This window comes from Oryzomicrobium sp., from assembly GCF_021287045.1.
Lineage (GTDB): Bacteria > Pseudomonadota > Gammaproteobacteria > Burkholderiales > Rhodocyclaceae > Oryzomicrobium.
Genome location: NZ_JAJTBG010000021.1, coordinates 13,842 through 39,464, shown reverse-complemented (window position 1 = coordinate 39,464; position 25,623 = coordinate 13,842). Strand labels below are relative to the sequence as shown.

26 protein-coding genes are annotated in these 25,623 nt (G+C 69.1%); 10 read left to right on the top strand and 16 right to left on the bottom strand.

Going from position 1 to position 25,623, the window contains the following annotated elements; genetic code table 11:
• The 10 genes from LWW89_RS17045 to LWW89_RS17005 all read left to right on the top strand — a co-directional run.
• A partial coding sequence (locus tag LWW89_RS17045) for a hypothetical protein (protein WP_293266357.1) occupies positions 1–295 on the top strand: 295 nt, incomplete at its 5' end.
• Complete coding sequence (locus LWW89_RS17040) at positions 292–1,521, top strand: DUF2800 domain-containing protein (protein ID WP_293266355.1); 1,230 nt, start codon at positions 292–294, stop codon at positions 1,519–1,521. The genes LWW89_RS17045 and LWW89_RS17040, both read left to right, overlap by 4 nt.
• Positions 1,521–1,694, top strand: coding sequence for a hypothetical protein (locus LWW89_RS17035; protein WP_293266353.1), 174 nt, complete (start codon positions 1,521–1,523; stop codon positions 1,692–1,694). Before LWW89_RS17040 ends, LWW89_RS17035 begins: the two co-directional genes overlap by 1 nt.
• Before the next feature lie 4 nt (positions 1,695–1,698).
• The gene (locus LWW89_RS17030; RefSeq protein ID WP_293266351.1) at positions 1,699–2,247 is read left to right on the top strand and encodes a DUF2815 family protein; all 549 of its coding nucleotides are present in this window, start codon (positions 1,699–1,701) and stop codon (positions 2,245–2,247) included.
• A 49-nt stretch (positions 2,248–2,296) separates the two neighbouring features.
• Entirely contained in the window at positions 2,297–3,205 is a 909-nt protein-coding gene (rdgC, locus tag LWW89_RS17025; protein WP_293266349.1) for a recombination-associated protein RdgC, read from the top strand.
• Between the two features lie 75 nt (positions 3,206–3,280).
• Entirely contained in the window at positions 3,281–5,359 is a 2,079-nt protein-coding gene (locus LWW89_RS17020; RefSeq protein ID WP_293266347.1) for a DNA polymerase, read from the top strand.
• A gap of 91 nt (positions 5,360–5,450) precedes the next feature.
• On the top strand, positions 5,451–5,714 hold the full coding sequence (locus tag LWW89_RS17015) for a hypothetical protein (RefSeq protein WP_293266345.1): 264 nt from the start codon (positions 5,451–5,453) through the stop codon (positions 5,712–5,714).
• 234 nt (positions 5,715–5,948) lie between these two features.
• Positions 5,949–7,349, top strand: coding sequence for a DEAD/DEAH box helicase (locus LWW89_RS17010; RefSeq protein ID WP_293266343.1), 1,401 nt, complete (start codon positions 5,949–5,951; stop codon positions 7,347–7,349).
• Positions 7,342–7,527, top strand: coding sequence for an excisionase (locus LWW89_RS17580; protein WP_365782211.1), 186 nt, complete (start codon positions 7,342–7,344; stop codon positions 7,525–7,527). Before LWW89_RS17010 ends, LWW89_RS17580 begins: the two co-directional genes overlap by 8 nt.
• Positions 7,502–8,530: a tyrosine-type recombinase/integrase gene (locus tag LWW89_RS17005; RefSeq protein ID WP_293266341.1), complete on the top strand. Its 1,029-nt coding sequence runs from the start codon at positions 7,502–7,504 to the stop codon at positions 8,528–8,530. The genes LWW89_RS17580 and LWW89_RS17005 overlap by 26 nt, the downstream gene beginning before the upstream one ends.
• Before the next feature lie 60 nt (positions 8,531–8,590).
• Here LWW89_RS17005 and LWW89_RS17000 read toward each other — a convergent pair whose 3' ends face one another.
• The 16 genes from LWW89_RS17000 to LWW89_RS16925 form a co-directional block, all read right to left on the bottom strand.
• Positions 8,591–10,156: a nickel-dependent hydrogenase large subunit gene (locus LWW89_RS17000; RefSeq protein WP_293266339.1), complete on the bottom strand. Its 1,566-nt coding sequence runs from the start codon at positions 10,154–10,156 to the stop codon at positions 8,591–8,593.
• Positions 10,153–11,157, bottom strand: coding sequence for a HupU protein (locus tag LWW89_RS16995; protein ID WP_293266337.1), 1,005 nt, complete (start codon positions 11,155–11,157; stop codon positions 10,153–10,155). The genes LWW89_RS17000 and LWW89_RS16995 overlap by 4 nt, the downstream gene beginning before the upstream one ends.
• A gap of 1 nt (position 11,158) precedes the next feature.
• Complete coding sequence (locus LWW89_RS16990; RefSeq protein ID WP_293266335.1) at positions 11,159–12,724, bottom strand: sigma-54 dependent transcriptional regulator; 1,566 nt, start codon at positions 12,722–12,724, stop codon at positions 11,159–11,161.
• A complete protein-coding gene (locus LWW89_RS16985) occupies positions 12,721–14,586 on the bottom strand; it encodes an enoyl-CoA hydratase-related protein (RefSeq protein ID WP_293266333.1) in 1,866 nt (621 codons plus the stop codon). Before LWW89_RS16985 ends, LWW89_RS16990 begins: the two co-directional genes overlap by 4 nt.
• Positions 14,583–15,638, bottom strand: a complete 1,056-nt coding sequence (gene hypE / locus LWW89_RS16980) for a hydrogenase expression/formation protein HypE (RefSeq protein ID WP_293266331.1) — start codon at positions 15,636–15,638, stop codon at positions 14,583–14,585. The genes LWW89_RS16985 and hypE overlap by 4 nt, the downstream gene beginning before the upstream one ends.
• A gap of 4 nt (positions 15,639–15,642) precedes the next feature.
• A complete protein-coding gene (locus tag LWW89_RS16975; protein ID WP_293266329.1) occupies positions 15,643–16,071 on the bottom strand; it encodes a hypothetical protein in 429 nt (142 codons plus the stop codon).
• 24 nt (positions 16,072–16,095) lie between these two features.
• Positions 16,096–17,268 carry a hydrogenase formation protein HypD gene (gene hypD, locus LWW89_RS16970; RefSeq protein ID WP_293266327.1) on the bottom strand — a complete coding sequence of 391 codons (1,173 nt, stop codon included), beginning with the start codon at positions 17,266–17,268 and terminating at the stop codon, positions 16,096–16,098.
• Between the two features lie 10 nt (positions 17,269–17,278).
• Positions 17,279–17,536: a HypC/HybG/HupF family hydrogenase formation chaperone gene (locus LWW89_RS16965; protein WP_293266325.1), complete on the bottom strand. Its 258-nt coding sequence runs from the start codon at positions 17,534–17,536 to the stop codon at positions 17,279–17,281.
• Positions 17,537–17,539: 3 nt separating this feature from the next.
• Complete coding sequence (locus LWW89_RS16960; protein WP_293266323.1) at positions 17,540–18,208, bottom strand: transglutaminase family protein; 669 nt, start codon at positions 18,206–18,208, stop codon at positions 17,540–17,542.
• Positions 18,201–20,645, bottom strand: coding sequence for a carbamoyltransferase HypF (hypF, locus tag LWW89_RS16955; protein WP_293266321.1), 2,445 nt, complete (start codon positions 20,643–20,645; stop codon positions 18,201–18,203). The genes LWW89_RS16960 and hypF overlap by 8 nt, the downstream gene beginning before the upstream one ends.
• Before the next feature lie 63 nt (positions 20,646–20,708).
• The gene (gene hypB, locus LWW89_RS16950) at positions 20,709–21,785 is read right to left on the bottom strand and encodes a hydrogenase nickel incorporation protein HypB (RefSeq protein WP_293266319.1); all 1,077 of its coding nucleotides are present in this window, start codon (positions 21,783–21,785) and stop codon (positions 20,709–20,711) included.
• Positions 21,786–21,904: 119 nt separating this feature from the next.
• Positions 21,905–22,255 carry a hydrogenase maturation nickel metallochaperone HypA gene (gene hypA / locus LWW89_RS16945; protein ID WP_293266317.1) on the bottom strand — a complete coding sequence of 117 codons (351 nt, stop codon included), beginning with the start codon at positions 22,253–22,255 and terminating at the stop codon, positions 21,905–21,907.
• Positions 22,248–23,468 carry a hypothetical protein gene (locus LWW89_RS16940; RefSeq protein WP_293266315.1) on the bottom strand — a complete coding sequence of 407 codons (1,221 nt, stop codon included), beginning with the start codon at positions 23,466–23,468 and terminating at the stop codon, positions 22,248–22,250. The genes hypA and LWW89_RS16940 overlap by 8 nt, the downstream gene beginning before the upstream one ends.
• On the bottom strand, positions 23,465–24,370 hold the full coding sequence (gene hybE / locus LWW89_RS16935; RefSeq protein ID WP_293266313.1) for a [NiFe]-hydrogenase assembly chaperone HybE: 906 nt from the start codon (positions 24,368–24,370) through the stop codon (positions 23,465–23,467). The genes LWW89_RS16940 and hybE overlap by 4 nt, the downstream gene beginning before the upstream one ends.
• A gap of 7 nt (positions 24,371–24,377) precedes the next feature.
• The gene (locus tag LWW89_RS16930) at positions 24,378–24,587 is read right to left on the bottom strand and encodes a rubredoxin (protein ID WP_334157878.1); all 210 of its coding nucleotides are present in this window, start codon (positions 24,585–24,587) and stop codon (positions 24,378–24,380) included.
• A complete protein-coding gene (locus LWW89_RS16925; protein ID WP_293266311.1) occupies positions 24,580–25,608 on the bottom strand; it encodes a hydrogenase expression/formation protein in 1,029 nt (342 codons plus the stop codon). Before LWW89_RS16925 ends, LWW89_RS16930 begins: the two co-directional genes overlap by 8 nt.
• Positions 25,609–25,623 lie beyond the last annotated feature (15 nt).

Here is a 25,623-nt window from a genome sequence, read left to right as displayed (position 1 = left end):
GTCGGCGGCCACGAACACGGGCAACCGGTCGGCGGCCACGAACACGGGCAACCGGTCGGCGGCCGAGGTGAAAGGCACCGAATCCGTGGCGGCCTCGCTTGGCATCCAAGGCCGTGCCCGCGCTACCGCTGGCAACGCCATTGTCCTCTGCTACCGCGACGAGAACGACGGCCGCCTGATCCACATCCGCGCCAGCAAGGTGGGCGAGAACGGCATCAAGCCCGACGCCTGGTACTCCCTCAACGCTTCCGGCGAGTTCGTCGAAGTCGAAACCGAGAACGAGGTGGCCGAATGAGCGAGCACGCCAAACTTTCACCCAGCAGCGCGCACCGCTGGATGCACTGCCCCGGCAGCGTCGCCCTTGAGGCCACGTGCCCGGACGAATCCAGCGAGTTCGCCGACGAGGGCACCGCTGCGCACGAACTGGCGGCCATGGCCCTGACCAACGGCAACGACGCCAGCGCCTACCTGGGCCGTGTCATCCAGGTGAATGGCAAGGGCTGGGAAGTCACCGAGGACATGGCCGGCCACGTGCAAAAGTACCTCGACTATGTGCGCGCCATCGGTGGCGAGTTGATGGTCGAGCAGCGCTTGAGCATCGAGGCCATCACCAAGGAGCCCGGCGCCAAGGGCACGTCCGACGCGGTCATCCTGGCCGGTGAGGAACTGGTCATCGTCGATTTGAAGTATGGCCGGGGCGTCAAGGTCGATGCCGACGCGAACGAGCAGTTGCAGATTTACGCGCTGGCCGCCCTGGGCGAGTACGAGTTCCTGGGCAACTTCAAGCGGGCGCGCATGGTCATTGTGCAGCCCCGGCTCGACCACATCGCGGAATGGGATTGCCCGGTCGAGGCCCTGCGTGACTTCGGCCAGAAGGTCACGCGCGGCGCCGAGCGCTGCTTCGCTGCCGTCGAATACCACGGCAACTATCAGGCCCTGCACGAGAAGTACCTCGCCCCGGGCTCCGATCAGTGCCGCTTTTGCAAGGCGAAGGCCAAGTGCCCAGCTCTCGCCAACCAGGTGCTGACCACCGTTGCCGATGACTTCGTCGATACCTCCGCGCCCGTGGTTCCGCAGATCGAACACGCCATCCACCGTGCCTTTGATAACGCCACGCTGGGCAACCTGCTGGGCGCCGTAGATCTGGTGGAGGGCTGGTGCAAAGCCATCCGCGCGGCGGCCGAGATAGAACTGCTGGCGGGGCGCGAGGTACCTGGCTTCAAGCTGGTGGAGGGTCGGCGCGGTGCCCGCCGCTGGAGCAATGACGCCGAAGTTGAGGTGGCCATGAAGGGCATGCGCTTGAAGCTGGAAGAGATGTACGACTTCTCGCTGATTTCCCCGACCAGTGCCGAAAAGCTGCACAAGGCCGGGGCTATCGGGCCGCGCCAGTGGCCGAAGCTGCAAACCCTCATTACGCAATCCGACGGCAAGCCCAGCGTTGCCCCAGCTGACGACAAGCGCCCGGCCCTCGCGGTCCAGGCCACCGCGGATGAGTTCGATCCCGTGGAGGACTTGGTCTGATGAAAACCATGGCCCCTCACCAACTGCTCCCGCCCCCGGCCATCGCTGCCCTGCAAATGGCGGCTGCCACCGAAATCCCCCCTGCCGATCCGCTGCGGCGGCAGAAGGCCATCGAGAAAACCACGCAGCGGATCAAACAGCAGTACCCCCAATTTTTCAAGATCGAGGAGTAAGACCATGAAAGTGAAACTCAACAACGTGCGCCTGGCCTTCCCGGTGCTGTTCGAAGCCAAGACCGTGAACGGCGAGGGCAAGCCGGCGTTTTCCGCCTCCTTCCTGCTCGACCCCGCCGACCCCCAGGTCAAGGCCCTCAACCAGGCCATTGAGCAGGTTGCCAAGGACAAGTGGGGCGCCAAGGCCGACGCCGTCCTCAAGCAAATGCGCGCCCAGGACAAGGTGGCCCTGCACGACGGCGACCTCAAGTCCAACTACGACGGCTTCCCCGGCAACCTGTATGTGTCCGCCCGTAGCGCCACCCGCCCGCTGGTCATCGACAAGGACAAGACCCCGCTGACCGAGCAAGACGGCAAGCCCTACGCCGGTTGCTACGTCAACGCCAGCATCGAGCTGTGGGCGCAGGACAACAACTACGGCAAGCGCGTGAATGCCAGCCTGCGCGGCGTGCAGTTCTTCCGCGACGGCGATGCCTTCGCCGGCGGCGGGGCCGCGAGCGATGACGAATTCGATGACATCGCCGAAGGCGCCACTGCCGACGACCTGGTTTAACCGCCACATTCCCCGGCCTTCGGGCCGGGCTTTTAAGTCAGGACTTTCAATGAACATCATCATCAAGAGCGCCCGGGTGTACCGGGCCAAGCTACCCGCTACTGCCGAATTGATGGCTAATCACCTGACCGAACTGGCTTTTACCGAGTTGGGCGAGCATGACTACTGCCGCTCCGGCTTCGTCCCGGCCGGCGACGGCACCCAGGAACTGGTCCGCACTTTGCCAGGCAGTCATATCCGGGTATTCGCTACCCGCTATGACGAGAAAATCATCCCGGCCGCTGCCGTGAAGGCCGCCCTAGCCAAGCGTTGCGACGAAATTGCCGAGCTGGAGGGTTACAGGCCCGGCCGCAAATGGGTGCGCGAACTACGCGACGAGGTTTTTGCAGAGTTGAAGACCCGGGCCCTCCACCGTAGCACCGTGGTGCTCGGTTTCTACAACCCGGGGACCCACGCCCTGGTACTGGCCACCAGCAGCAACAAGCTAGCCGCCCGGGTGATATCCGACCTGGTAAAGGTAGTCGGGTCCGTCGAGACGACCACCATCCACGTGGATGAGTTAAAGCAGGGCCTGACGACCAGGCTCACTGACCACTTGGCTGGTAAGGACAGCTTCGGCGACTTCGAGCCTGCGGGCGCCTACTGGCTGCGCCTGGACAACGAGAAGGTGACGATCCAGGCCAGCAGTGACGAAGGCCCCCTGCGCGAAGCCATGTCCAACGGACTACAGGTGGACGCTATCCGGCTGAATCACCACGCCGTGACCTTCAAGCTCGGCGCCGACTTCGTTTTCCGGGGCATCTCCTTCACCGACCTGGAAGAGGAGCAGCCCGCCGATGACGCCTTTGAAGCCTGGGGCCTCGAAGCCTTGTTCCAGTTCATGAACCTGGAGGCTGCCATCGATGCACTGTGCGAACTGGTGGGCTACGTTCCGCCTGGATCCGCGACCACCGATTAAACCCTTTCCCCAGGGCCCTGCGCCCAGGGCGCTTTGCGATGCCCTCATAGGAATGGAGGCCATCGCAAAACGAACATGGAAAAGAACATGACGACCCTCTGGCTTGACCTCGAAACCTACAGCGCGGTGCCCATCACCAGCGGCACCCACGCTTACGCCGAAGGTGCGGAGGTCATGCTTTTCGCCTATGCCCTCGATGATGGCCCCGTGAAAGTGTGGGACGTGACCGAAACGCTGCGCATGCCTGACGACCTAGCTGCTGCGCTGGGCGACCCCGAGGTCATCGTGTGCGCCCACAACTCCCACTTCGACCGCACCGTCTTGCGTCACGCCATGCCCGAGTGGTGCCCGTTGATTCCGCGCTGGCGCGACACGATGGTCAAGGCCCTGGCGCATTCGCTGCCGGGCTCGCTGGGCGATCTGTGCGACATCCTCAAGGTGCCAACCGACAAGGCGAAGGACAAGGCCGGCCGCCAGCTGATCCAGCTCTTCTGCAAGCCGCGCCCGGCTACCAGCAAGGTGCGCCGAGCCACGCGCGAGACGCACCCTGTCGAGTGGGCCCAATTCATGGAGTACGCCGGGCTTGACATCGAGGCCATGCGCGCCATCGACAAGAAACTGCCGGCCTGGAACTTCCAAGGGGTCGAACTGGAGCTGTGGCACCTCGACCAGGTGATCAATGACCGGGGCGTGTTGATGGATACCGAGCTCGCCCACGCGGCCATCCGCGCCGTAGAGCGTGCGCAGAAGGTACTCGCCGCCCGCACCAGCGACCTGACCCTGGGCGTAGTGCAGGCGGCCACCCAGCGCGACGCGCTGCTACGCCACCTGGTTGCGGCCTACGGCCTTGACCTGCCCGACATGCAACAGAGCACACTGGAACGGCGCGTTGCCGATCCTGACTTGCCGGCCGAACTGCGCGAATTGCTCGCCATCCGCTTGCAGGCCAGTACCACCAGCACCAGCAAGTACAAGACCCTTGCCAAAGGGGTGAGCAGCGACGGCCGCCTGCGTGGCACGCTGCAGTTCAACGGCGCCAGCCGCACCGGCCGCTGGGCCGGGCGCCTGTTCCAGCCGCAGAACCTGCCGCGCCCCGTGCTCAAGCAGGACGCCATCGAGCAGGGCATCGAGGCCTTGAAAGCAGATTGCGAGGATCTGCTCTTCGGCAACGTCATGGAGCTGACCAGCAGCGCGATCCGCGGCTGCATCGTGGCGCCCAGGGGCAAGAAGCTGGTGGTCGCCGACCTGTCGAACATCGAGGGCCGCATGATCGCTTGGCTGGCCGGCGAAGAGTGGAAGCTGCAAGCCTTCCGCAATTTCGACGCCGGTACCGGCCATGATCTCTACAAGCTGGCCTATGCCAAGGCTTTCGCGGTGTCGCCCGATTCGGTCGAGAAGGATCAGCGGCAGATCGGCAAGGTCATGGAACTGATGCTGGGCTACGAGGGTGGTGTCGGGGCCTTCCTCACCGGAGCGGCCACCTACGGCATCGACCTGGACGCAATGGCCGAAGCAGCATGGTCCAGTATCCCCGCCGACATCATTGCCGAGGCCGAGCAATTCCTCGCCTGGCGTACACAGCAGCGCCTCGGCGACTTCGGCCTTAAGCCCAAGACCTTCATCGTATGCGACGCGCTAAAACGCCTGTGGCGCCGTGCGCACCCCGCGGTGTCCTCATTTTGGAAGGACTTGCAGGAAGCCGCCGTGCTCGCCGTGCAGCGCCCGGGGGTGACCTTTACCTGTCGCATGTTGAAGCTGCGCCGCGACGGCGCTTGGCTGCGCATGCGCCTGCCGTCCGGCCGGTTCCTGTGCTACCCGAGCCCCCAGGTGGATGACGCCGGGAAGCTCTCGTACATGGGCATCAACCAGTACAGCCGCAAGTGGTCCCGCCTCAAGACCTACGGCGGGAAGCTGGCCGAGAACGTCACCCAGGCCGCGAGCCGCGATGTGCTCGCCGGGAACATGCCGGCCATCGAGGCGGCCGGTTACCAGATCGTCCTCTCGGTACATGACGAAAACCTCACCGAAGTCGAGGACTGCGACGAATTTAACGCCACCCGCCTGGCGGCCCTGATGGCTGCCAATCCCCCCTGGGCTGCCGGCCTACCGCTCGCCGCGGCAGGCTTTGAAGCCTATCGCTACCGCAAGGACTGATCCATGAAACTGCTGCGCCTGTATCGCATGTACCGCGGCTTGGGCTACGGCCCGGCTGTCGCCTGGCAAAACGCTTGGAGGAAATGCCGCCATGCGTGAGAGCGCCATCGAGAAGTACCTCGTCGAGCGCGTCAAGGCGCTGGGCGGCGAGGTACGCAAGGTGAGATGGATCGGGCGCAATGGCGCGCCCGATCGCCTCGCCATGCTCCCGGGAAAAACCCTATGGGTGGAACTCAAAGCCCCCGGCGAGAAGTGCCGGCCGCATCAAATCCGCGAGCACGAGCGCATGCGCCGCATGGGCCAGCGCGTCGAGGTCGTCGATTCGTTCGAAGGTGTCGACGAGGTGCTGGCATGAGGTACGCGCTAATCGCTCAAGTCTATTGGCCCGCCTGGTTCGCGCTGTGCTGTGCTGGGCATACCTGGCTGGGCATGATCTTCGGGGCGTGCCTCGTCGTCGCGTGTTGGGCGATCTGTTGGCGTATCGAATTTGGCACGTGGAGGCTTGGTAAATGAGCAAGGAAATGCGCGACTACATCACGTGGGTGGCCTCGCTGGTTGTGGCCGCCAACACGCCCAAAGAAATGAAGCCATGACCCGCCAAGCCTTCATTCCACGTGAGTACCAGCAGCCTGTGATCGACCACGTGCTTGATGTACAGCGCAACGCCGTATGGGCAGGCATGGGCATGGGTAAGACGGTTTCCGCACTCACCGCCCTGGACATCCTCGAGCTTGTCGAGCCCGGCCCGGCCCTGGTGTTGGCTCCGCTGCGCGTGGCCGCGAGCACCTGGCCCGACGAGGCAACGAAGTGGGGCCACCTGCGCAACGTGGAGGTGTCGGCCGTCGTTGGCACGCCGGCTGAACGCCGCGCCGCGCTCAAGTGCCCGGCCACGGTCTACACCACGAACTACGACAACCTCCCCTGGCTGATCGAGCACTACGGTGACAAGTGGCCATTTCGCAAAGTGGTGGCCGATGAATCGACCAAGCTCAAGTCTTTCCGGCTACGTCAGGGCGGAGTGCGTGCCCAAGCCCTCGCCAGGGTTGCCCACTGCAAGGTTGACCGCTTCATCGAACTGACCGGTACGCCCAGCCCCAACGGCTTGCAGGATCTGTGGGGGCAGGCGTGGTTCCTCGACAAGGGTGTGCGCCTGGGGCGCAGTTTCGAGGCGTTTAAAGCCCGGTGGTTCCAGTCCATTCAGGTAGGTAACGACCGCCACGCCGTACGCCTGGACCCGCTGCCGTTCGCCCAGGAGCAGATCGAGGACCGTATGCGCGACCTATGCCTCTCGCTAGATGCCCGGGACTATTTCGACATCGCCGAACCCATCATCAACGTTATCCGCGTGGAGTTACCGGCCAAGGCACGGCGCCTCTACAAGGACATGGAGCGCGAGATGTTTCTCGCGCTGGAATGCGGCACCGAGGTGGAAGCCTTCAACGCGGCCAGCAAGACGATCAAGTGCCTACAACTCGCCAACGGCGCGATCTACACCGACGCCACGTGCAGTGCTTTCGCCGACATCCACGACGCGAAGCTGCAAGCGCTTGAGGACGTGATCGAGGAGGCAGCTGGCATGCCGGTACTGGTGGCCTACCACTTCAAGAGCGACCTTGCCCGTCTGCAGCGCGCCTTCCCCAGGGGCCGCGCGCTGGACAAAGACCCGCAGACCATCCGCGACTGGAACGCCGGGAAGATCCCGGTCTTGTTTGCCCACCCGGCCAGCGCCGGCCACGGGCTGAACTTGCAGGACGGCGGAAACACCCTGGCCTTCTTCGGCCACTGGTGGGACCTGGAGCAGTACCAGCAAATCATCGAGCGCATCGGCCCCACGCGCCAGGCACAAGCCGGGCACGACCGCCCGGTGTTCATCCACCACATCGTTACCGCCGACACCGTTGACGAGTTGGTCATGGCCCGCCGCGAGTCGAAGCGTGAAGTGCAAGACCTACTGCTTGAATCCATGAAACGAAGGGGAAATCATGATTAGTCTGAAAAAATGGGCCGAACGCCTCGATCCCCCGCCGCACCCCAACACACTCCGCAACTGGACACGCGACGGCAAGATCATTCCCCCACCGGTCAAGATAGGCCGGGCGTACTACGTCAACGAAAAAGCTCGCCACATCAGTGAGGTGCTAAATGGCTCCCCGATCCCGCTTACGTAAAAACGCCGGCCTCCCACCAAACCTATACGAGCAGCGCGGCTACTACACCTACAGGCACCCGGTGACGAAAGAGGTTTACGGTTTGGGGCGCGACAAGGCCCGTGCAGTTACGCAAGCAATTCAGGCAAACCTGCACTTTCAGCAGCAGGCGGTAACGTTGCTTGACCGCATTACTGGCACTGCCGAACGCACCGTTGCCGACTGGTGTAACGAGTTCGAGAAGTTGCACGGCAAGCATGTGCGAATGAAATATTTACGCGACGGTCTCGGCCACAACGTTCTGTCCAAGCTTGCTCCCCTGGAAATTAACGACTGGCTAGATGCGAACTGGGAAGAGAAGCCACGAATGCGCCAGGCTATGCTCTCAACGGCAAAAGTCGTGTTCGGTGCAGCAATAGGCAAGGGCTGGATCAGAGCTAACCCTGCGGCGGATTTAACTACGCCAGCCCCCGTCACGAAGCGCGCACGTCTAACGCTCGATGCCTTTAAAGCGATCTACGCTAAGGCCAACCCGGTTTTACAGCGCGCGATGGAAATTGCACTCATGACCGGGATGCGTCGAACCAACGTCATGAACATTCAGTGGTCGCAGGTCAAAGAGGGGTACTTATGGGTTGAGCACGTAAAAAAGGGACTAAAGGTTCGCATCCCGCTGTCGATGTACCTTGCCGTAATGAAATGGACCCTAGGGGATGTGATCGGCCGTTGTCGCACTGCCACGGTCAGTCGCTATCTATTGCACCACCAACGCCATGTTGGACGAGCTAAACCCGGCGACAAGATAAGGGATAAGACTATCGAGCAGCTATTCCGGGAAGCACGTGAAGCAGCAGGTATAACTAGCGAGAATCCACCGACTTTTCATGAAATCCGCTCTCTTGCCGCCCGACTGTGGAAGGAGCAAGGCGTTGATGTCCGGGTACTACTTGGCCATAAGACTGAGGCTATGTCGGCTCTGTATCAGGATTCCCGCGGAGCCGAATGGGTCACGATTTCTTGCTGATCGTTTTCAGTAAATATTCAGTAATTTTCAGCGCCCCCTAGCAGCCATGCGGGTTTCGGCCTAATGCACCGTACAGGCCATGCATGGATCGAAGGAACGCACCACGTGCTGCACCAGGGGCAACGCCCCCTCGCCGGCGGGCAGGCCGACCAATGCCTGTTCCAGGGGGCCGGGGATGCCGGTGGCGTCCCGGGGGGAAAAGTTCCAGGTGGTGGGGGCGACGATCTGGTAGCGGACGATGCGGCCGCGCTCCACCGTGACCCAGTGGCCCAGGCTGCCCCGGGCGGCTTCGATCAGGCCGGCGGCGCTGCCGCTGGCGGGCAGCTCGGCAGGGTGGCAGAAGGGCTCGCCGGGCACCAGTTCCCGGGCCCAGCGTTCCAGGGCCGGCACCACCCGGGCCAGTTCCAGCAGGCGCGCCGCCACCCGGGCGAGCACGCTGCCGCCGTGGCGGGCCACCAGGTCCCGTGCCAGGGGATGGCCGTCCACCACCTGGCGTGCCAGGGCCCCCACCTCCACCACCTCCCCGGCGTAGCGGGGGGCCTTGCACCAAGTGTAGGCACCGGGCTTGTCGGCATCGACCACCGTGTCGGCCTGGGCAGGATGTACGGGTGGCACCTCGGCAAGCCACGCCGAATGGACGTCTTCACGGATGTCCTGCGCAGACCAAGGCTGGACGCCACTCTCCGGGGACCATCGTCCGGAAGCCAATAGGGGCGCGGGGTTTGCAGCATCGCCCGTGAAACCCTCCCCGCCGCCGCCATACGCGCCGACGCTGAGGAAGCGGTCGCTGGCCCGGCCCAGGGCGGCCAGATCGTGGCTGCTTTGCGCCAGATCCCGGGCGATGGCGAGGAAGAAGGCCGCCTCCCCCATCACGCCGACGGAGGCCTGGGCCTGCCCCCAGGCCGCCAGGGCCTCGGCCGAGTCGAGGGCGGAAAAATGCTCCAGCCGGTCGGCGAACAGGTGAGTTTCCAGGGCGCGGCGAAAGTCCGCCAGCAGGGCGATCAGGCGCAGCCGTTCCGAAGCGCTGACGCCCCGGGTGGTGCCGCCGGGTTGCAGCCCCAGGGTGTGGGGCCAGTGGCCGGCGAGCAAGCCCATCACCTTGAGCAGCCCGGCCCGGGCCGGCAGGGCCCAGGCGGTGGCGCTGCCGCGCAGGGCGGTGAGGCGCCGCTGGGCCTCGCCGTGCCAGGGGCGGCCGGCGTAGGCCGGGTGGGTGAAGTCGGGCAGGAAGAACAGGACAAAGTGGCTGAGGTGGTCGGCCAGGTTCTCCGCCCCCAGGATCAGGTTGCGCGCCCGCACCCCGTTGGCCGCCGGGACGATGCCGCCCAGGGCTTCCAGGGCCTGCACCGCAGCCAGGGACTGGGCCACCGAGCAGATGCCGCAGATGCGCGGCACGATGGCCAGGGCGTCCAGGGTGGCGCGGCCGGGCAGAATCTGCTCGAAGCCCCGGTACAGGGGCGAATTGACGTAGGCCGCCACCACCGTGCCGCCAGCCACGTCCAGGGACACTTCCAGGTCCCCCTCGACCCGGTTGAAGGGGCCGAGGACGATGCGCCGGCCCGGGGCGGCGCTGGGGGCAGCGCCCGGGCCGGTGGTGTCGGGGGCGCCGGGCAGAACGTCGTCGCTCATTTCAATCCGGTCTTTTTCAGGGCCGGTACCACCAGCGGGTGGTCGGCGGTGGCGTTCTCGCGCACCCGCTTCGGCGTGGCCGATTTGGACAGGGCGGCCAGGGCCACGAACCAGGCTTTGGGCATGTCGGTGGGCAGGCCGATGGGGATGCCCGCCACCTTGGGGGTTTCCTGGAAGGGGTGGCCCGGGTCCTCGAAACCCGGCTCGGTGCAGGAGATGCAGGCGTAGCCGCCCTTGACGCAGGAGCCGCCGCCGTTCCACGGACGCAGGTTGCAGTCGGCGTGGGCCTGGGTGCCCTTGCAGCCCAGGTTCTCCATCAGGCAGCCCAGGTCCGAGGCCTTCTCGGCGCTGGCCTTGAATTCGTAGAATTCGTTGCGGCCGCAGCCGTGGTGCACCAGTTGGTCGGCGTACAGGCGCGGCCGGCCGTAAGCGTCCAATTCGTCCGGGGCGAAACCTTCCAGGGCCAGCTTCTGTAGGGTTTCCACCACCCAGCCCGGGTGGGTCGGGCAGCCGGCGATGTTGATCACCGGCAGGCCGCCGGCGCTGGCAAAACCTGCGCCGAGCAGCCCCCCCGGAGTGTCGCCGTCGTAGGCCAGGCCGCAGGCGTCCAGGGGGTTGCCGGCGGTGGCGGAAAAACCGCCGTAGGCCGAGCAACTGCCCACCGCCGCCACGTAACGGGCGCGGGGGGCGAGGCGGGCCACCCAGTCGGTCATGGCCCGGCCGGTGCCACCCAGGCGGTGGAAGTGGCCGGTGCCGTGGGGGCCGCGCAGCATGGCCCCCTCGATGCACAGGATGTCCAGAGGCTCGCGCCCGTCGGCGATGGCGTCGAGCAATTCGATCACGTCGCCTACCGGCGCCGACAGGCCCGGGTGGTAGCGCAGGTCAATGCCAGCCACTTCCAGGGCGTCGAACACCGGCCCGGGCTCGTGGCAGAGCAGGCTCTGGGTACAGCCGCCGCAGCCGCCGCTTTGCAGCCAGACCAGGGACAGGCGCTCGCCCATGTCAGGCGTTCTCGCCGGCATTGGCCAGGTCGCCTTCGCCGCCATCAGCGCCTTCGCCACCTTCTGAGCCCTCGTCCTCCCCCGGCGCCCCGGCGCCGCGCAGGCCGTAGCGGGCGATCTTGTTGCGCAGGCCGACCCGGGACAGGCCCAGCTCCAGAGCGGCGCGGGAAACGTTCCAGCGGTGGCGGATCAGCACCTCGCGCACCACCCGGGCCTCCAGCCGCTCCATGCGCTCCTTGAGGCCGCCGCCCAGACCGGCGAGGAAGGCCAATTCGGCCTCCTCCGCCGCGCCGCCGGCGGCGCGCAGCACCCGGGGCGAGAGCAGGTCGGCCCCCAGGTGGGGCTCCTCGGCCAGGGCGAGCATGCGCAGCACCTCGTTCTGCAACTCGCGCACGTTGCCCGGCCAGCGCCAGGCGGCGATGCAGGCCAGGGCCTCGTCGGTGAAGCCTGCGGCGTTCTTGCCCAGGGCGCGCTGGCTGGCGTCGAGCAGGCGGTTGGCAAGCAGGGGGATGTCCATGGGCCGCTCGCGCAGGGGCGGCATGGTCAGGGTGACGGTGGCCAGGCGATAGTACAGATCCTCGCGGAAGCGGCCGGCGCGCACCTCGGCCTCCAGGTCCCGGTTGGTGGCGGCGATCAAGCGCACGTCCACCGACACCGGCCGGGTGCCGCCGACGGGGCGGAACTCGCCCTCCTGCAATACCCGCAGCAGCTTGACCTGGAAGGCCGGGCTGGTCTCGCCGATCTCGTCGAGGAACAGGGTGCCGCCGTCGGCCTGCTGGAAGAGGCCGATGCGGTCCTCGATGGCGCCGGTGAAGGCCCCCTTCTTGTGGCCGAACAGTTCCGATTCGAGCAGGGTGTCGGGCAGGGCGCCGCAGTTCTCGACGATGAAGGGCCGGTTGGCGCGGCGGCTCTCGTAGTGGATCGCCCGGGCGACCATTTCCTTGCCGGTACCCGATTCGCCGGTGACCAGAACCGAGATGTCGTGGGGCGCCACCTTGCGGATCAGCTGGATGACCGGCTCCAGGGGGCTGCCCGGCGCCCGGGTCAGGCCGTCCAGGCCGAACTCGCGCTTGACCCGCTCGTACTTGTGCTCGACCCGCTTCTTCAGCACCGGCTCGGCGGTGCGCAGTTCCAGGGACAGGCGCTGGTTGTCCCGGGCCAGGCGCCAGGCGCTGGCGGCGCTTTGCAGGGTGAGCAGCAGCTGCTCCGGCTGCCAGGGCTTGAGCAGGTACTGCCAGATGCCGGCCTGGTTGATGCCGGCGATGATGTCTTCGGAATCGGTATAGCCGGACAGGATCAGGCGCACCGCATCGGGCCAGCGCTCGCGCACCTCGGCGAGGAAATGCACGCCGGTGCGCCCGGGCATACGCTGATCGCACAAGACGATCTGGATGCCCTCCCCTTCCCGTTCCAGGATGGCCAGGGCGGACTCGGCGTCGGAGGCGCAGAAGACGGTGAAGTCCTCTTCCAGGGTGCGGCGCAGGGCCTCCTGGGAGCGGACCTCGTCGTCCACCACCAGCACCGTGGGCAGATCGGCATCGGCGGGGGGAAAGGCGGGAGCGTTCACGCGGGGAGTTCCGAGAAGGCGGGAGAGGCGGGTAGCGAAGTGGCCGCCTCCGGTTCCCGGTGCCGGGCCAGGTGGCGCGGCGTCCACGAATGGGGCGTCTTGGTGACGAAATGATACCGGGCGACGTGGTACGACGGGTCGAAGCCGTAGAAATTGCGCCGCATCTCGGCCAGCTCCTCGGCCCGATAGGCGGCCAGGGGCTTGGCCGCCTCGTCGGCGGCGCGGCGGGCGGCCTTGGCCGCCAGGGCGGCGACATAGCCGTCCCCTTCACCGTTCTCGGCCAGCTCGGCGGCCCGGCGCGCCACGTCCACGCGGAAGGCGGCGTGGTCGCCGGCCAGCACCGCGTCGTAGAAGCCGCAGGCCACCGCCTCGCCGGCACTCATCGGCAGACGGTGGGCGAGGATGCGCCGGGCGCCCTCGGCGCCGACCCGGGGCGGCAGCAGGTAGGTCCAGAATTCGGAGCCGTACAGGTTGCCCATGTTCTTGTAGTGGGGGTTGGCGATCACCCCGTCGCGCACCCACACCCGGTCCGCCGCCCGGGCGAGGAAGGCGCCGCCGGCCCCGACATTGCCCTGCAACGCCGCCACGGTGAGGTGGCTGGTGCAGGTGAGCAGGGCCTCGGCCAGGTCGTCCATGGCGTTGATGGCCGCCCAGGAGGCGTCCGCCGGTGAATCCGCGGCCTCGATCAGGTTGAGGTGAATGCCGTTGCTCCAGAACTCCGCCCCGCCCAGCAGCACGATCACCCGGGTCGGCCGGCCGGCGGCGAAGCGCAGGGCCTCGGTCAGACGGCGGCACTGGTCGGGGCCCATGGCGCCGTTGTAGAAGTCGAAGTGGAGAAAGCCCACCGCCCCGGCTTCCTCGTAGGCGATGTCCTGCCAGGTGGGCGTGGCGACCTTCCACACGCTCGGCAGGGGCGCCTCGGGCAGGGCCAGGGCTTCCGGAATGGCCAGGCTGGCGGGCAGTTTGAGGCGCTCGCGGATGTCGCCGCCCTCTTCCCGCTCTGCCGCCTGGGCGCAGGGCAGCCCGCCGGCGCCGCGCCGGGCGTGACCGATCCACACCGCCCCGTCCCGGGTGCCCACCAGCACCACGCCATGGCGGCGGGCCAGGGCGCGGCCGGCAAAGTCCGCGTGGTTGTTGGCGTTCCAGCCATAGGCGGCGGGATCGCCCTCCGGATGGGCATCGAACAGACGGCAGGGCACGCCGCACAGTTCGCTCATCACCCCGGGGAAGCCGTCAGCGGCGCGGATCTTGGCCAGCACCGCGGCGCTGCCGTCGCGCTGCCAGTCGATGGCCCGCTCCGCCTGGCGCAGCAGGGGCCGCTCCCGCCCCGGGGCGTCATTGCCCGGCCGCGCCGGAACGAAGCTTCCGGACTGGAAGCGGGCGATGGCCTGGCGCACCGCCCGGCTGGCGGCCTCGGTGACCTCGCGCCGGTACAGGCTGGACTTGGCCGCCGGGCGCATGGCGAAGGTGGCGCTGGCCCACACCGGCCCGCCGTCCAGTTCGGCCTCGGCCTGGAGCACGGTGACGCCCCATTCTTCCGCCCCCTCCTGGATCGCCCAGTCGAGGGCCGACGGCCCCCGGTCGCCGACGATGCCGGGATGGACGATCAAGCACGGCACCGCCTGCCACACCGCCACTGGCACCGGCCGCTTGAGAAAGGGCGCCAGCACCAGGTCCGGGCGGAACAGGGCCACCGCCTCCTCGGTCACCGGATCGGCGATGTCGAACTCCACCGACAGGGTGTGGCCGTCGGCGGCCAGGTCGGCGTAGAGGCGCTGGGCCAGGCTGTTGAAGCTGTGGGTGAGGAAGAGGATGCGCATGGACGGTGGAACGGAAAGGAAGTGGCGGAGAACGGCGCTCAACAGATGCGCGGCAGCTGCTCGCCGGTGAGCCAATCCACGATGCGCTTGCCGCCGAAGGCGGTGGTCATCTGCACGAAGTGGTGCGGGTCCTCGGTGACGGTGCCGATGCGCGCCGCCTCCCGGCCCTGGGGATGGGCGCGCAGGGCCGCCAGCACCAGGGCGTCGACCTCGGCCGGGGCGATGACGATGACCCGGCCCTCGCAGGCGGCGTAGAGCGGGTCGAGGCCGAGGAATTCGCAGGCCGCCGCCACCGCCGGGCGCACCGGGATGGCGGCCTCGTCCAGAGAAACGCCGACCCCGGACTGGGCGGCGATCTCGTTCAAGGTGGTGGCCAGGCCGCCCCGGGTTGGGTCGCGCAGCACCCGCACCTGGGGCACCGCCGCCAGCAGGTCGGCGATCAGGCCGTGCAGGGCGGCGCTGTCGGAGACGATGGGAGAATCGAAGGCCAGTTCCTCGCGGCAGGAGAGGATGGCCACACCGTGGTCGCCCACCGGGCCGGAGACGAACACGCTGTCGCCCACCCGGGCGTTGGCGCCGCTCAGTTCCACCCCCGGTCGGCGCACGCCGACCCCGGTGGTGGAGATGAATACCCCATCGCCCTTGCCCTGTTCCACCACCTTGGTGTCGCCGGTGACGATGTGCACCCCGGCGCTGCGGGCGGCGGCGGCCATGCTGTCCACGATGCGTTTCAGCTCGGCGAAGGGGAAGCCTTCTTCGAGGATGAAGCTGGCCGACAGCCAACGCGGCTCGGCCCCCATCACCGCCACGTCGTTGACCGTGCCGTGCACCGCCAGGGCGCCGATGTCGCCGCCGGGAAAGAACAGGGGCGACACCACGTGGGCGTCGGTGGCCATCACCAGGCGGGCGCCCAGGGGCAGGCCGGCCAGCTCGCAGAGCACGGCGCCGTCGTCGCCCTGGCGCAGGGCCGGGTTGTCGAAGGCCGGGGCGAACAGCTCGGCGATCAACTGGGCCGAGGCCCGGCCGCCAGCGCCGTGGGTCATGTCGACGCGACCGTTTTTCAGGTCCAGGGGGCGCACGTAGTTGCGTTTCATCGGCTCAGTTCCGCGGAGAGTCGCTGTCAGGATTATCGGGATTGTTGAGGTTGCCAAGGCCGGCGGCGTCGGCCCCGGCGAAGAACTCGAACAGCTCGGGCCGGCTCTGCCGGTACAGCCGCAGCCACAGCAGGGTGGCAGGCACCAGGGAACGCACGCCGAACCAGACGCTGCCCCGGTCGTCGCGGCGCTGGCCCTTCAGTTCCCAGCCCAGCATGGTCCAGCCTTCCCAGTTCACCTCGGGCATGCGCTCGCGCACCTCGGGGGGGATGTTGGCCACGGTTTGGGTCATGGCCGTCAGGTGGCGCACCGCCTCCTCCCGGGTCAGGCGGGTGGCGAAGAAGTCCGCCTCTTCCAGCCCTTCGGTCAGGGTCAGGATGGCAGCGCCGGAATCGTCGAGGATGCCCAGCTGGGCGGCGGTGAGCAGGTTCATGGTGGTGGGCGGCAGCGGCGCCGGTCAGGCCGGCACGCCCTCGGGGGCGGGGGCCGGCGCCGCATGGTCACGGGAGTAGTCACGGAAACGGCCATAAGTGTAATGGGCGGCGCAGGCCCCTTCCGAACTGACCATGCACGACCCCATGGGATTTTCCGGCGTGCATACGGTGGCGAACAGCTTGCAGTCCTGGGGGCGCTTGACCCCGCGCAGGATGGCGCCGCACTCGCAGGCCTTGTGGTCGGGCACCGGAGCGTAGCTCAGGGCGAAGCGTTTTTCCGCGTCGAACCCGGCGTAGGCGGCGCGGATCTTCAGGGCGCTGTAGGGCACCACCGACAGGCCGCGCCATTCGAACTCGCGGCGCAGCTCGAAGACCTCGGCCACCAGGGCCTGGGCCTTGCGATTGCCGTCCCGGGTCACGGCCCGGGTGAATTCGTTTTCCACCTCGGCGCGCCCCTCGTTCACCTGGCGCACCAGCATGCGGATGGCCTGCATCACGTCCAGGGGCTCGAATCCGGCGATCACCACCGGCTTGCGGTATTCCTCGGCGAAGAACTCGTAGGGCCGGCTGCCGATGATGGTGGACACGTGGGCCGGGCCGATGAAGCCGTCCAGCTTGACCAGGCCGAGGCGGCGCACCTCGGGGGATTCCAGGATGCTGGAGATGGCCGAGGGAGTGAGCACGTGGCAGCACAGCACCGAGAAGTTGGTGAGCCCCAGGGCCTTGGCTTGCTGGATCGCCACCGCCGTGGGCGGGGTGGTGGTCTCGAAACCGATGGCGAAGAACACCACCTGCCGATCCGGATGCTGCCGGGCCAGGTTCACCGCGTCCTGGCTGGAATAGACCATGCGCACGTCGCCGCCCCGGGCCTTGGCCTTGAGCAGGGACAGGCCGCCGGAGGCCGGCACCCGCAGGCAGTCGCCGTAGGTGCAGACCATGGCGCCGGCGTCGAGGGCCAGGCGGATCGCCTGGTCCACCCGGCCGATGGGCAGCACGCACACCGGGCAGCCCGGACCGTGGATCATGCGCACGTTGGCCGGCAGCAGGTCGGCCACGCCGTAGCGCGAGATGGCGTGGGTGTGCCCGCCGCAGAACTCCATGAAGTGGTAGCGCCGCGCCGGGTCGGCCTCCCGGGCGATGGCGGCGGCCAGCCCCTTGGCCAGATCCCCGTCCCGGTATTCGTCCACGTATTTCATCCCGCCCTCCTTACGCGTTGGCCAGGCTGGCGGCCAGGGCGTCCTGGCGCTGCGCGTCGTCCAGTGCGGCGAACAGGGCCAGGGTCTTTTCCGCCTCGTCCGGGTCGAGCCGGGTCAGGGCGTAGCCGACGTGGACGATCACGTAGTCGCCCACCGCGACGCCCTCCACCAGGGCCAGGGAAATCTCCTTGCGCACGCCGCCCAGTTCGATGCGGGCGCCGTCATCGGGCAGGAGATCGACGATTTTGGCGGGAATGGCCAGGCACATGGGTCAGGCGTCCTTGAAAGCGGATCGGGTCAATGGGGCCAGGGAAAGGGGCGTCCCGGGCAGCACGGCGGCGTCCGGCAGATTGTCCATGGCATCGGCCACGCTGACGCAGCCTTGCAGCACCTCGGTCACCGCCGCCACCGGCTCGGCCCACAGACCGGGGAAGTCCACCTCCCCCGGGTCGTTCAGGACGAAGGCCAGCCGCTCCACCGGCGGGGTGAAGCGGGCATCCACCCCGGGCTTGTTGCCCCGGGCGTCGATGCGGTACCAGCCGTGGCCGGGCAGATGGACGGCGTTGAGGCCGTGCAGGCAGTAGCGCTCGCCCCCCGGCACCAGGGTCAGGCGCTGATAGCACAGGGCGGCGGGAATGCCGTTGGCGCGCAGCAGGGCCGCCAGCAGATGGCTCTTGGCGTAGCAGTAACCGGTGCGGTGGCGCAGCACGTCGGAGGCGGTGCAGGTGAGCGGATTGTCGGCGTCGTTGCGGTAATCCCAGCTGTGGCGGATCTGATCGCGCACGAACTCAAAGCAGCGTTGGGCCACGGCCAGGGGGGTGGCATCGCTGTCTGCATCGGTCCCGGTGGCAAGCTCTCGGGCCACTTTGCGGATGTCCGGATGGTCGGCGTCGACGATCGGCGAGGCGGCCAGGTAGGGGGCGAGGGTCGGGTCAGTCATGGGCGTGATGGCGGGCGGCCCAGGCCTGGCCGAGGGCCAGGCCGCCGTCGTTGGGCGGGGCCTGGCGGGCTTCGAGCATCGCCAGGCCGTGATTGTTGAGGTGGACGCGCAGGTCCGCGGCGAGCAGGGCGTTGAGGCAGCAACCGCCGCCCAGGGCGACGGTGCCCAGCCCCCGGGCCTGGGCCGCGCGGGCGGCCCAGTCGGCCAGGCCGGTGGCGACGGTGGCGTGGAACAGGTCGGCGGCGGCGTCCAGGGTACTTTCCCGCTCGCCCTCTTCCACCGGCCAGTCGGCCAGGGTTGCCAGCAGGGGGGCAAAATCCAGGAACCCGACAACATCGGCGGCATCATCAATACGCCAGCCGCCGGCCAGGGGTGCGGCGGCGCGGCCGCCCCGGCGGCGCTGCCGGTCGGCCCGGCCTTCCAGCTCCATGGCGGCCTGGGCCTCGAAGCGCTGCACGGCGCGCAGGCCGAGCAGGCCGGCGGCGGCGTCGAACAGGCGGCCCAGGCTGGAGGTGGGCGGGCAATTGACGCCCTGGGCGAGCATCCGGGCGATCACCGCGGCGCCCTCCTGGCCCGGGTGGCGGCGGGCGACGAAGGCTTCGATTTCATCCCCGCGCCCGAGGCGGTGCAGGGCGCTGGCGGCAAGACGCCAGGGTTCCCGGGCGGCCTTGTCGCCACCGGGCAGGTGCAGGGGCGTCAGGCCGGCGAGACGGGTGCAACCAGCGCCGGATACCTCCAGCAATTCGCCACCCCACAGACTCCCGTCGTCCCCCAGCCCCACCCCGTCCAGAGCCAGACCGAGCACCGGGTGGTCGGCCGGGGTGCCGCTTTCGGCCAGCACGGCGGCGATGTGGGCGTGGTGGTGGCCCACCGCCACCGCCGGGATGCCCTGGGCGGCGGCAAAGGCCTGGGCCAGCCGGGTGGAGGGAAAGTCCGGGTGCCGGTCATGGGCCACCAGATCGGGCCTGGCGTCGAGGACGTGCAGCAGGTGGTCCACGGTTTCCTCAAGGAAGGCCACGGTGGCCGGGCTGTCCAGGTCGCCGACGTGCTGGGAGAGGATCGCCTCGCGGCCCTTCATCACACACACCGTGTTCTTCAGGTAGCCGCCGAAGGCCAGCACCGTGGGACCGTCGTCCTTGAGCTTGATCGGCCGCGGCGTCTGACCCCGGCCGCGGCGCACGAACTGGACGCCGCCGCCGTCGAGGCGGATCACCGAATCGTCGCTGCGGATGACGATGTCCCGGTCGTGGAGCAGGAAGGCGTCGGCGATGCCGGCCAGGCGCTGCACCGCTTCGGCGTTGCCGGTAACCAGGGGCTCGCCGTGGGGGTTGGCGCTGGTCATCACCAGCACCAACGGTTGGTCCGTCCCCAGCCAGTCGAGCCCGGCGGGTCGGCCGGCGGCGGCGTGGAAGAGCAGGTAGTGGAGCGGCGCGTAGGGCAGCATGGCGCCGATCCAGGCCAGGCCCGGGGCCACCCTGGGCAGGGCGGCGTCGGTATCCGTCCCCTTGCGCAGCAGCACCACCGAGCGCTCTGGCAGTTCCAGCAGGCCGGCGGCCTCGGCCCCCATAGGGCCGGACAGGTCGGCCACGGCGGCGGCGCTGGCCACGTTGGCGACCATCACGGCGAAGGGTTTCTCTTCCCGGTGCTTGCGCCGGCGCAGCTCGGCCACGGCAGCCGGGTTGCGGGCATCGCAGGCCAGGTGGAAGCCGCCGTAGCCCTTGATGGCGACGATGGCGCCGGACTGGAGCAGGCGTACCGCTCCGGCCACCGGGTCATCGATCCCGTCTGCCAGGGGCGCCCCGTCGGCGCCGAGCAGGGCCAGTTGCGGGCCGCAGGCCGGGCAGCAGTTGGCCTCGGCGTGAAAGCGCCGGTCCCGGGGATCGGTGTATTCGGCCAGGCAGGCCGGGCACTGGGCGAAGGGCGCCAGGCTGGTGCGGGCCCGGTCGTAGGGCAGTTCCCGGGTGATCGAGTAGCGCGGGCCGCAGTGGGTGCAGTGGGTGAAGGCGTAGCCCTGGCGGCGGTTACCCGGGGTGAACAGGTCCACCAGGCAATCGTGGCACAGGGCGCTGTCCGGGCCGATGCGGGTGCTGGTGCCCTGGCCGCCCCGGCTCTCGACGATGAGAAAGCCGGGCAGCCCCCGCTCCGGCGCGGCCTCGCGCACCTCCACCGCCTCGACCCGGGCCAGTTCCGGCGCCTCGGCGCGCAGCCGGGCAACGAAGCGCTCCACCAGCGGCGCCGGGCCCCGGGCCTCGATGTCCACGCCCTCGGCGTCGTTGCGCACCCAGCCGGACAGGCCCAGCTCGAAGGCCAGGCGGTAGACGAAGGGGCGGTAGCCCACCCCCTGGACCAGGCCGCGCACACGGATGCGGCGGCACAGGACGGTGACGGCGGGCAGGGAGGACGATGACGGGGGAACGGGCACTGCGCTGGAACTCATGGGAAGCCGGGGAAAGCGGGAAAAGGGGTTGCCGCGGCCACGCATGGGCCGCGGCCGTTCACCTTACTTGGCGGCGAGCTGGGCTTCCAGTTCGGCGATGCGTTTTTTCAGGGCCTCCACCTGATCGCGGCGGCCCGCCCGGGCGCCGGCCACGCCCTGCTCCAGCCACGCCAGCCAGGCGTCGAACCCCTCGCCGCTGGTGGAGGACAGCTGGATCACCTCCAGCCCCGGATTGACCCGGCGGGCGAAGTCGATGGCCCGGTCCGTATCGAAGCTCAGGTGGGGCAGCAGGTCGCACTTGGAGAGCAGCATCAGCCCGGCGGCGCGGAACATGTCCGGATACTTGAGGGGCTTGTCCTCCCCCTCGGTGACCGACAGGATCACCACCTTGTGGGCTTCGCCCAGGTCGAAGGCGGCGGGGCACACCAGGTTGCCCACGTTCTCGATCAGCAGCAGGGAATCGTCCGGCGGGGCCAGGGTTTCCAGGGCGTGGCCGACCATGTGGGCGTCCAGGTGGCAGCCCTTGCCGGTGTTGATCTGCAAGGCCGGCGCCCCGGTGGCGCGGATACGCTCGGCGTCGAACTCGGTCTGCTGGTCCCCCTCGATCACCGCGATCGCCAGGCGGGCCTTGAGGGCCTCGATGGTGCGGCACAACAAGGTGGTCTTGCCCGACCCGGGGCTGGACACCAGGTTCACCGCGAAGATGCCCTTGTCGGCCAGGGTGCGGCGATTGCGCTCGGCGTAGCCGTCGTTCTTGGCCAGGATGTCCTGCTCGATCTTGACCATGCGCCCCTGGCTTAACCCCGGCACGTGGGCCCCGGCGGGCCCCAGGCCGTAGTGGTGGTGACCGGCGCCCTGCTCGTGGCTGTGGTCGTGGGCCTGCTCGCCGTGGGGGTGGTCGTGGCCGTGATCGTGCCCATGGTGATGGTGGTGATCGTGGCCACTGCCGTGACCATGATCATGCGCGTGATCGTGACCGTGGGCGTGATGGGTGCCGTCGGCGTGGTGGTGATGATGGTGATGCCCGGCATGGCCGTGTGCATGACCATGCTCATGGCTGTGGCCGTGCTCGTGGTCATGATCGTGGGCCACTCCATCGACCCGGACCTCGCCGGGGGCGCAACCGCAGACGGTACACATGGTGATCTCCTCGTTCTCTTCTGTTCGCGGCGCCGGGCGCCGATCGATTGGTTATTGCGTGATCGTTGCTCGGGCTGCATGCCATGCCGGAAAGCCGGCGCGGGCAGCGGTCAAAGGCGTCAGGCCAGTTCGAACTCCCGCACCCGCATCTCCTGGCCGGCGGTGGGCTGGACCTGGTGGCGGCCGCACTCCGGGCACGGGTCGTAAAGGGCGGCCAGGGGCACGGTGCGGCTGCAATTGAGGCACCAGCCCTGCCCCGGGATGCGCTGGATTTCCAACCGGGCGCCGTCGGCGACGCTGCCCCGGGTCACGGCGTCGAAGCAGAACAGCAGGGCCTCGGGTTCCACCGACGACAGTTCGCCCACGTCGAGGAACACCGCCCGCACCCGGCCGACACCGCTCACCCCCTGGGCGGCGGCGGTTTCTTCCACCAGGCCGAGGATGCTCTCGGCCAGGGCCATTTCATGCATGGGAATTCTCCACGGCGGGGGATGGGTCGGAGCCGGTTCCAGCGGTGCAGTCACTCCAATCCCCGTCATCCGCCGCCTCCGGCGCGGCGCCGATGCGCCAGACCAGGGGCACGCAGGGGTCGAAGGCCAGGGCCAGGGTTTCGGCCAGCTCCCGGGCTTGCGCCGGCGAGGCGCAGCGGGCCTGGGCCAGAGTGGCGGCGAAGGGCCCGGCCGGGGCGAACAGGGCCTCGGTGGGGGCGTCGATTCTATACCCGGCCACCCGCTCCTCCCCATTGTCCCGGCTGCCCAGGCGGGCGGTATGGCGCAGCACGCCCCGGGCCGTGTTCACCTGCCCCACGCCCGGTGCCGGGCAGGCGAAACCCGCCTCCCAGGCCAGGGTCGAGGCTTCGGCGGGAAAGGCGGAATCGGCCCGGGCCATTTCGTCCGCCTCGGCCAGGGCCAGGGCGGCGCGCAGCAGGGCGCGCCAGCGGCCGGCCAGGGCGTCGGCCACCGGCGTGGCAGGCGTGGCCGGCGTAACGAGCGCAAAACCGCCGCCCCAGGCCCGGTCCACTCCGGCGGCCCAGGCCAGCTGGTGGCCGGCGAAGGAATCGGGCAATGCCACCCGGGCGCCCCAGCTCGCACCCTCTTCGGCCGCTCGCCAGGCCAGGGCGGGCAGCTCGCCTACGGAACAGCCCAGGCGGGCGGCCAAGGCCGCCGGCAGGCAGGCCGGTTCGGTGGCGGACGCCCGCACCAGGGCGGCGAAGCCGGCCCGGTCGGGGGCCGCTCCGGCCCGGGCCGGCCAGTCGAGAAAGAGGCGCCAAGCGTGCTCGCGCAGCATCTCCCGCACCACCGGCGCCGGGTCCAGGTCTTCAGGACCGGCCAGCCCCAGGGCCAGGCGGGCCGCCGCCCCCTGGGCCTCGCCACACAGGGCGTAGAGGCGCGGCAGGCGGGCGGCCACCGCCAGGGGCGGCAGTCCGGCGAAGAGGCGGGCCAGGTCGGGGCGCTCGACCCGGCAGGTGATGGCCGCCAGGCGGCCGCCGTCGGCTGTGCCGCGCCACTGGGCGCTCACGGTGATGCGCCCGGCGAGGAGACCGGCGGTGGTGGCTACAGAATTGGCCACAGTGCTGGCGGCAGTATCGATGGCAGCGTCGATGGCAGCGTCGGTGGCGGGGGTGGCGGGGGTGGCGGCAACAGCGGCCTCGGCCGGGATGAGCATGTTTTCGGCCGCGCTCATGGCCGGCCTCCGGCGGTGCCGGTCAGGCGGCGGAAGAAGCCCCGGCGGGCGGCGTCCGCCGGAGCGGCGGCGGGGGCCGAGGCGCTTGCGGCGCTGGCCGGCTGGACGGCCACCACGGCATCGGCGGAACCAGTGAAAACAGGCCCGCCCCCATTGCCCGTCGCCGCAGCCGTTTTTGCCGATGGAGCGAAACCCCGCGCCAGTGCTCGTTCTCCAGCCATGCCCTGCGCAGACTGGCTTGCAGCGCCGGTTTCCGAGACACCATCGCCAAGGTCCGCGCCAGTCGCGGGGTTTGACGAGGTAGTTGAATCAGGGCCCGCCCCGCTGGCCGGGCTGGCGGCCGGCAGTTCCTCGGGCGCGGCGATGCCGCCCGGGGTGAACAGGGCGGCCAGGGTGGCCAGGGCGAAGCAGCGGGCGTCGGCCTGGGTGGCCAGGCCCTCCACCGGGGAGAGCAGGGAGACGGTGTGGTAGGGGCCGGTTTCCGGCGCCTCGCCGCCCATGGCGGCGAAGTCCCCGGCGGGGAAGACCCACACTCGGGTGCGGTCCGGGCCGAGGGGGGCGAAGCCAGCGGCCGCAGCCGCCGCGTCGCCGGCGGCCAGGGGCAGCAGCATCAGGTTGATCGCCCAGGGGGTGACCAGCACGCCCACGGCCAGGCCCTGCCAGGGGCAAAAGCCGATGGCCTCCACGGTCAGGGCCGGGTGGTTGATCGGCAGGCCGGCCATGGCGGTGGCAGCGATACGGGCGAAGGCCCGGGCCAGGTCGTTGCCCCGGGCCTCGGCGGCTTCGGCGCCCGATGCCTGCGCCGGCGCCAAGGCGTCCCGAACCGCCGCTCCGGCGTGGGCGGCATCGCCCTGCGCAGCGGACTGACGGGGAAAACTGGGGAAGCGGGGGTTGCGGCTCACCGGGGGCTCATCCGGCCAGCACCATGAACTGGGTCTTGGCCGCGTCGCACTCGGGGCAGCGCCAGTGGTCGGGCAGGGCGGCAAAGGGGGTGCCGGGCGGGATCTGCCATACCGGGTCCCCGGCCGCCGGGTCGTAGACGTGCCAGCAGATGCCGCATTCGAGCTTGGTGTCCGGGGCGAGGCGGGCGTCGTTGCCCAGGTAGGAACCTTCAAACACCGCTGCTCTCCTGTTCCTCCTGCTGCTCCGGCTCATCCAGCCCGGCCTGACCCAGGCGCGCCTCGGCGAGCAGGGCCTCCAGGGTGGCCGCCGGAATGCGGTCCGGGCCATCGGCCGCCGGAGCCTCGTCGCCGTCGAGCACGCCGAGCAGTTCGCGCAGGCGTTCGGCGGTGTCCTCGAAGTCTTCCCGGGCGGCCAGGGCGGCCTCGGGCATGTCCACCACTTCCAGGGTGTTGAGGATCAGGGTGTCCATGGCGTTGAAGTACTGCACCCACCAGACGTGGGGCAGGCCGGTGGCGGTGAGGCGGCAGTTGCCGTAGCCCCGGGAGAGCAGGCTGACCCGGCCCCGGCCCAGGCCCTCGTCCAAGTAGGACAGGTCGTCCGGGGTTACCGGCAGCAGGGTCAGGTTCATCACGTGGGCCGGCTGGCCGGGCCGGTAGCGGCGGGAGCGCTCCACCAGTTCCCGGTACAGGGCTTCGCCGTTCATCAGCCCGGGGCGCGGCGCCGGGGCCGGTGGAGGGGCCTCGGGAAAGGCGTCCACCAGGTCGGCAGGGATCGCCGCCACTTCCAGGCGGTGGCTGCGCAGGGCGCCGGTTTCGTCGGCGTGGAGCACCTTCCACAAGCCGGCGAAGGCGGTTTCCTGGACGCGGAGACTGTCACCGCCGCGGCCGCTGACCTCCCCCTCCCCCAGGGTCTCGTCGAGGAGCCGGGTGAGGTCCGCCGACAGGGGGGCCAGGTCGAGGCAGGGGGCCGGGGCCGATCCGGGGGCCGCCGAAGATGCGGCCAGCCAGGCATCCAGCCCGTCGGCCAACTCGGCGATGCAGGCCTTCAGCTGGCCGGCCAGGGCCGGCGCCAGGGCGTCGGGCTCGGGGGGCAGGGGCAGACGGAATACCCGCATGTCGCCCGGGCTGGGCATCACTTCGGGGCTGCCGCTCTCCTCCTGGCTGCCGGGGCCGATGGCACCGCCGGCGACCACGGGAATGGGAAAGGGGGTGACGGTCTTGTCGGTGAAGAGGGCCATGGTCGCTTCCGTGCG

What these genes read in the sequence shown, in the direction of transcription:
- LWW89_RS16995 (WP_293266337.1), bottom strand. Translation starts at nt 11,157, where the DNA reads ATGGGCGAGCGCCTGTCCCTGGTCTGGCTGCAAAGCGGCGGCTGCGGC.
- LWW89_RS17000 (WP_293266339.1), bottom strand. Translation starts at nt 10,156, where the DNA reads ATGAGCGACGACGTTCTGCCCGGCGCCCCCGACACCACCGGCCCGGGC.
- hypA (WP_293266317.1), bottom strand. Translation starts at nt 22,255, where the DNA reads ATGCATGAAATGGCCCTGGCCGAGAGCATCCTCGGCCTGGTGGAAGAA.
- hypF (WP_293266321.1), bottom strand. Translation starts at nt 20,645, where the DNA reads ATGAGTTCCAGCGCAGTGCCCGTTCCCCCGTCATCGTCCTCCCTGCCC.
- LWW89_RS17010 (WP_293266343.1), top strand. Translation starts at nt 5,949, where the DNA reads ATGACCCGCCAAGCCTTCATTCCACGTGAGTACCAGCAGCCTGTGATC.
- LWW89_RS17040 (WP_293266355.1), top strand. Translation starts at nt 292, where the DNA reads ATGAGCGAGCACGCCAAACTTTCACCCAGCAGCGCGCACCGCTGGATG.
- LWW89_RS16960 (WP_293266323.1), bottom strand. Translation starts at nt 18,208, where the DNA reads ATGACTGACCCGACCCTCGCCCCCTACCTGGCCGCCTCGCCGATCGTC.
- LWW89_RS17035 (WP_293266353.1), top strand. Translation starts at nt 1,521, where the DNA reads ATGAAAACCATGGCCCCTCACCAACTGCTCCCGCCCCCGGCCATCGCT.
- hypB (WP_293266319.1), bottom strand. Translation starts at nt 21,785, where the DNA reads ATGTGTACCGTCTGCGGTTGCGCCCCCGGCGAGGTCCGGGTCGATGGA.
- LWW89_RS16965 (WP_293266325.1), bottom strand. Translation starts at nt 17,536, where the DNA reads ATGTGCCTGGCCATTCCCGCCAAAATCGTCGATCTCCTGCCCGATGAC.
- LWW89_RS17030 (WP_293266351.1), top strand. Translation starts at nt 1,699, where the DNA reads ATGAAAGTGAAACTCAACAACGTGCGCCTGGCCTTCCCGGTGCTGTTC.
- hypE (WP_293266331.1), bottom strand. Translation starts at nt 15,638, where the DNA reads ATGAAACGCAACTACGTGCGCCCCCTGGACCTGAAAAACGGTCGCGTC.
- hypD (WP_293266327.1), bottom strand. Translation starts at nt 17,268, where the DNA reads ATGAAATACGTGGACGAATACCGGGACGGGGATCTGGCCAAGGGGCTG.
- LWW89_RS16975 (WP_293266329.1), bottom strand. Translation starts at nt 16,071, where the DNA reads ATGAACCTGCTCACCGCCGCCCAGCTGGGCATCCTCGACGATTCCGGC.
- LWW89_RS17015 (WP_293266345.1), top strand. Translation starts at nt 5,451, where the DNA reads ATGCGTGAGAGCGCCATCGAGAAGTACCTCGTCGAGCGCGTCAAGGCG.
- LWW89_RS17005 (WP_293266341.1), top strand. Translation starts at nt 7,502, where the DNA reads ATGGCTCCCCGATCCCGCTTACGTAAAAACGCCGGCCTCCCACCAAAC.
- LWW89_RS17580 (WP_365782211.1), top strand. Translation starts at nt 7,342, where the DNA reads ATGATTAGTCTGAAAAAATGGGCCGAACGCCTCGATCCCCCGCCGCAC.
- rdgC (WP_293266349.1), top strand. Translation starts at nt 2,297, where the DNA reads ATGAACATCATCATCAAGAGCGCCCGGGTGTACCGGGCCAAGCTACCC.
- LWW89_RS17020 (WP_293266347.1), top strand. Translation starts at nt 3,281, where the DNA reads ATGGAAAAGAACATGACGACCCTCTGGCTTGACCTCGAAACCTACAGC.
- LWW89_RS16940 (WP_293266315.1), bottom strand. Translation starts at nt 23,468, where the DNA reads ATGAGCGCGGCCGAAAACATGCTCATCCCGGCCGAGGCCGCTGTTGCC.
- LWW89_RS16925 (WP_293266311.1), bottom strand. Translation starts at nt 25,608, where the DNA reads ATGGCCCTCTTCACCGACAAGACCGTCACCCCCTTTCCCATTCCCGTG.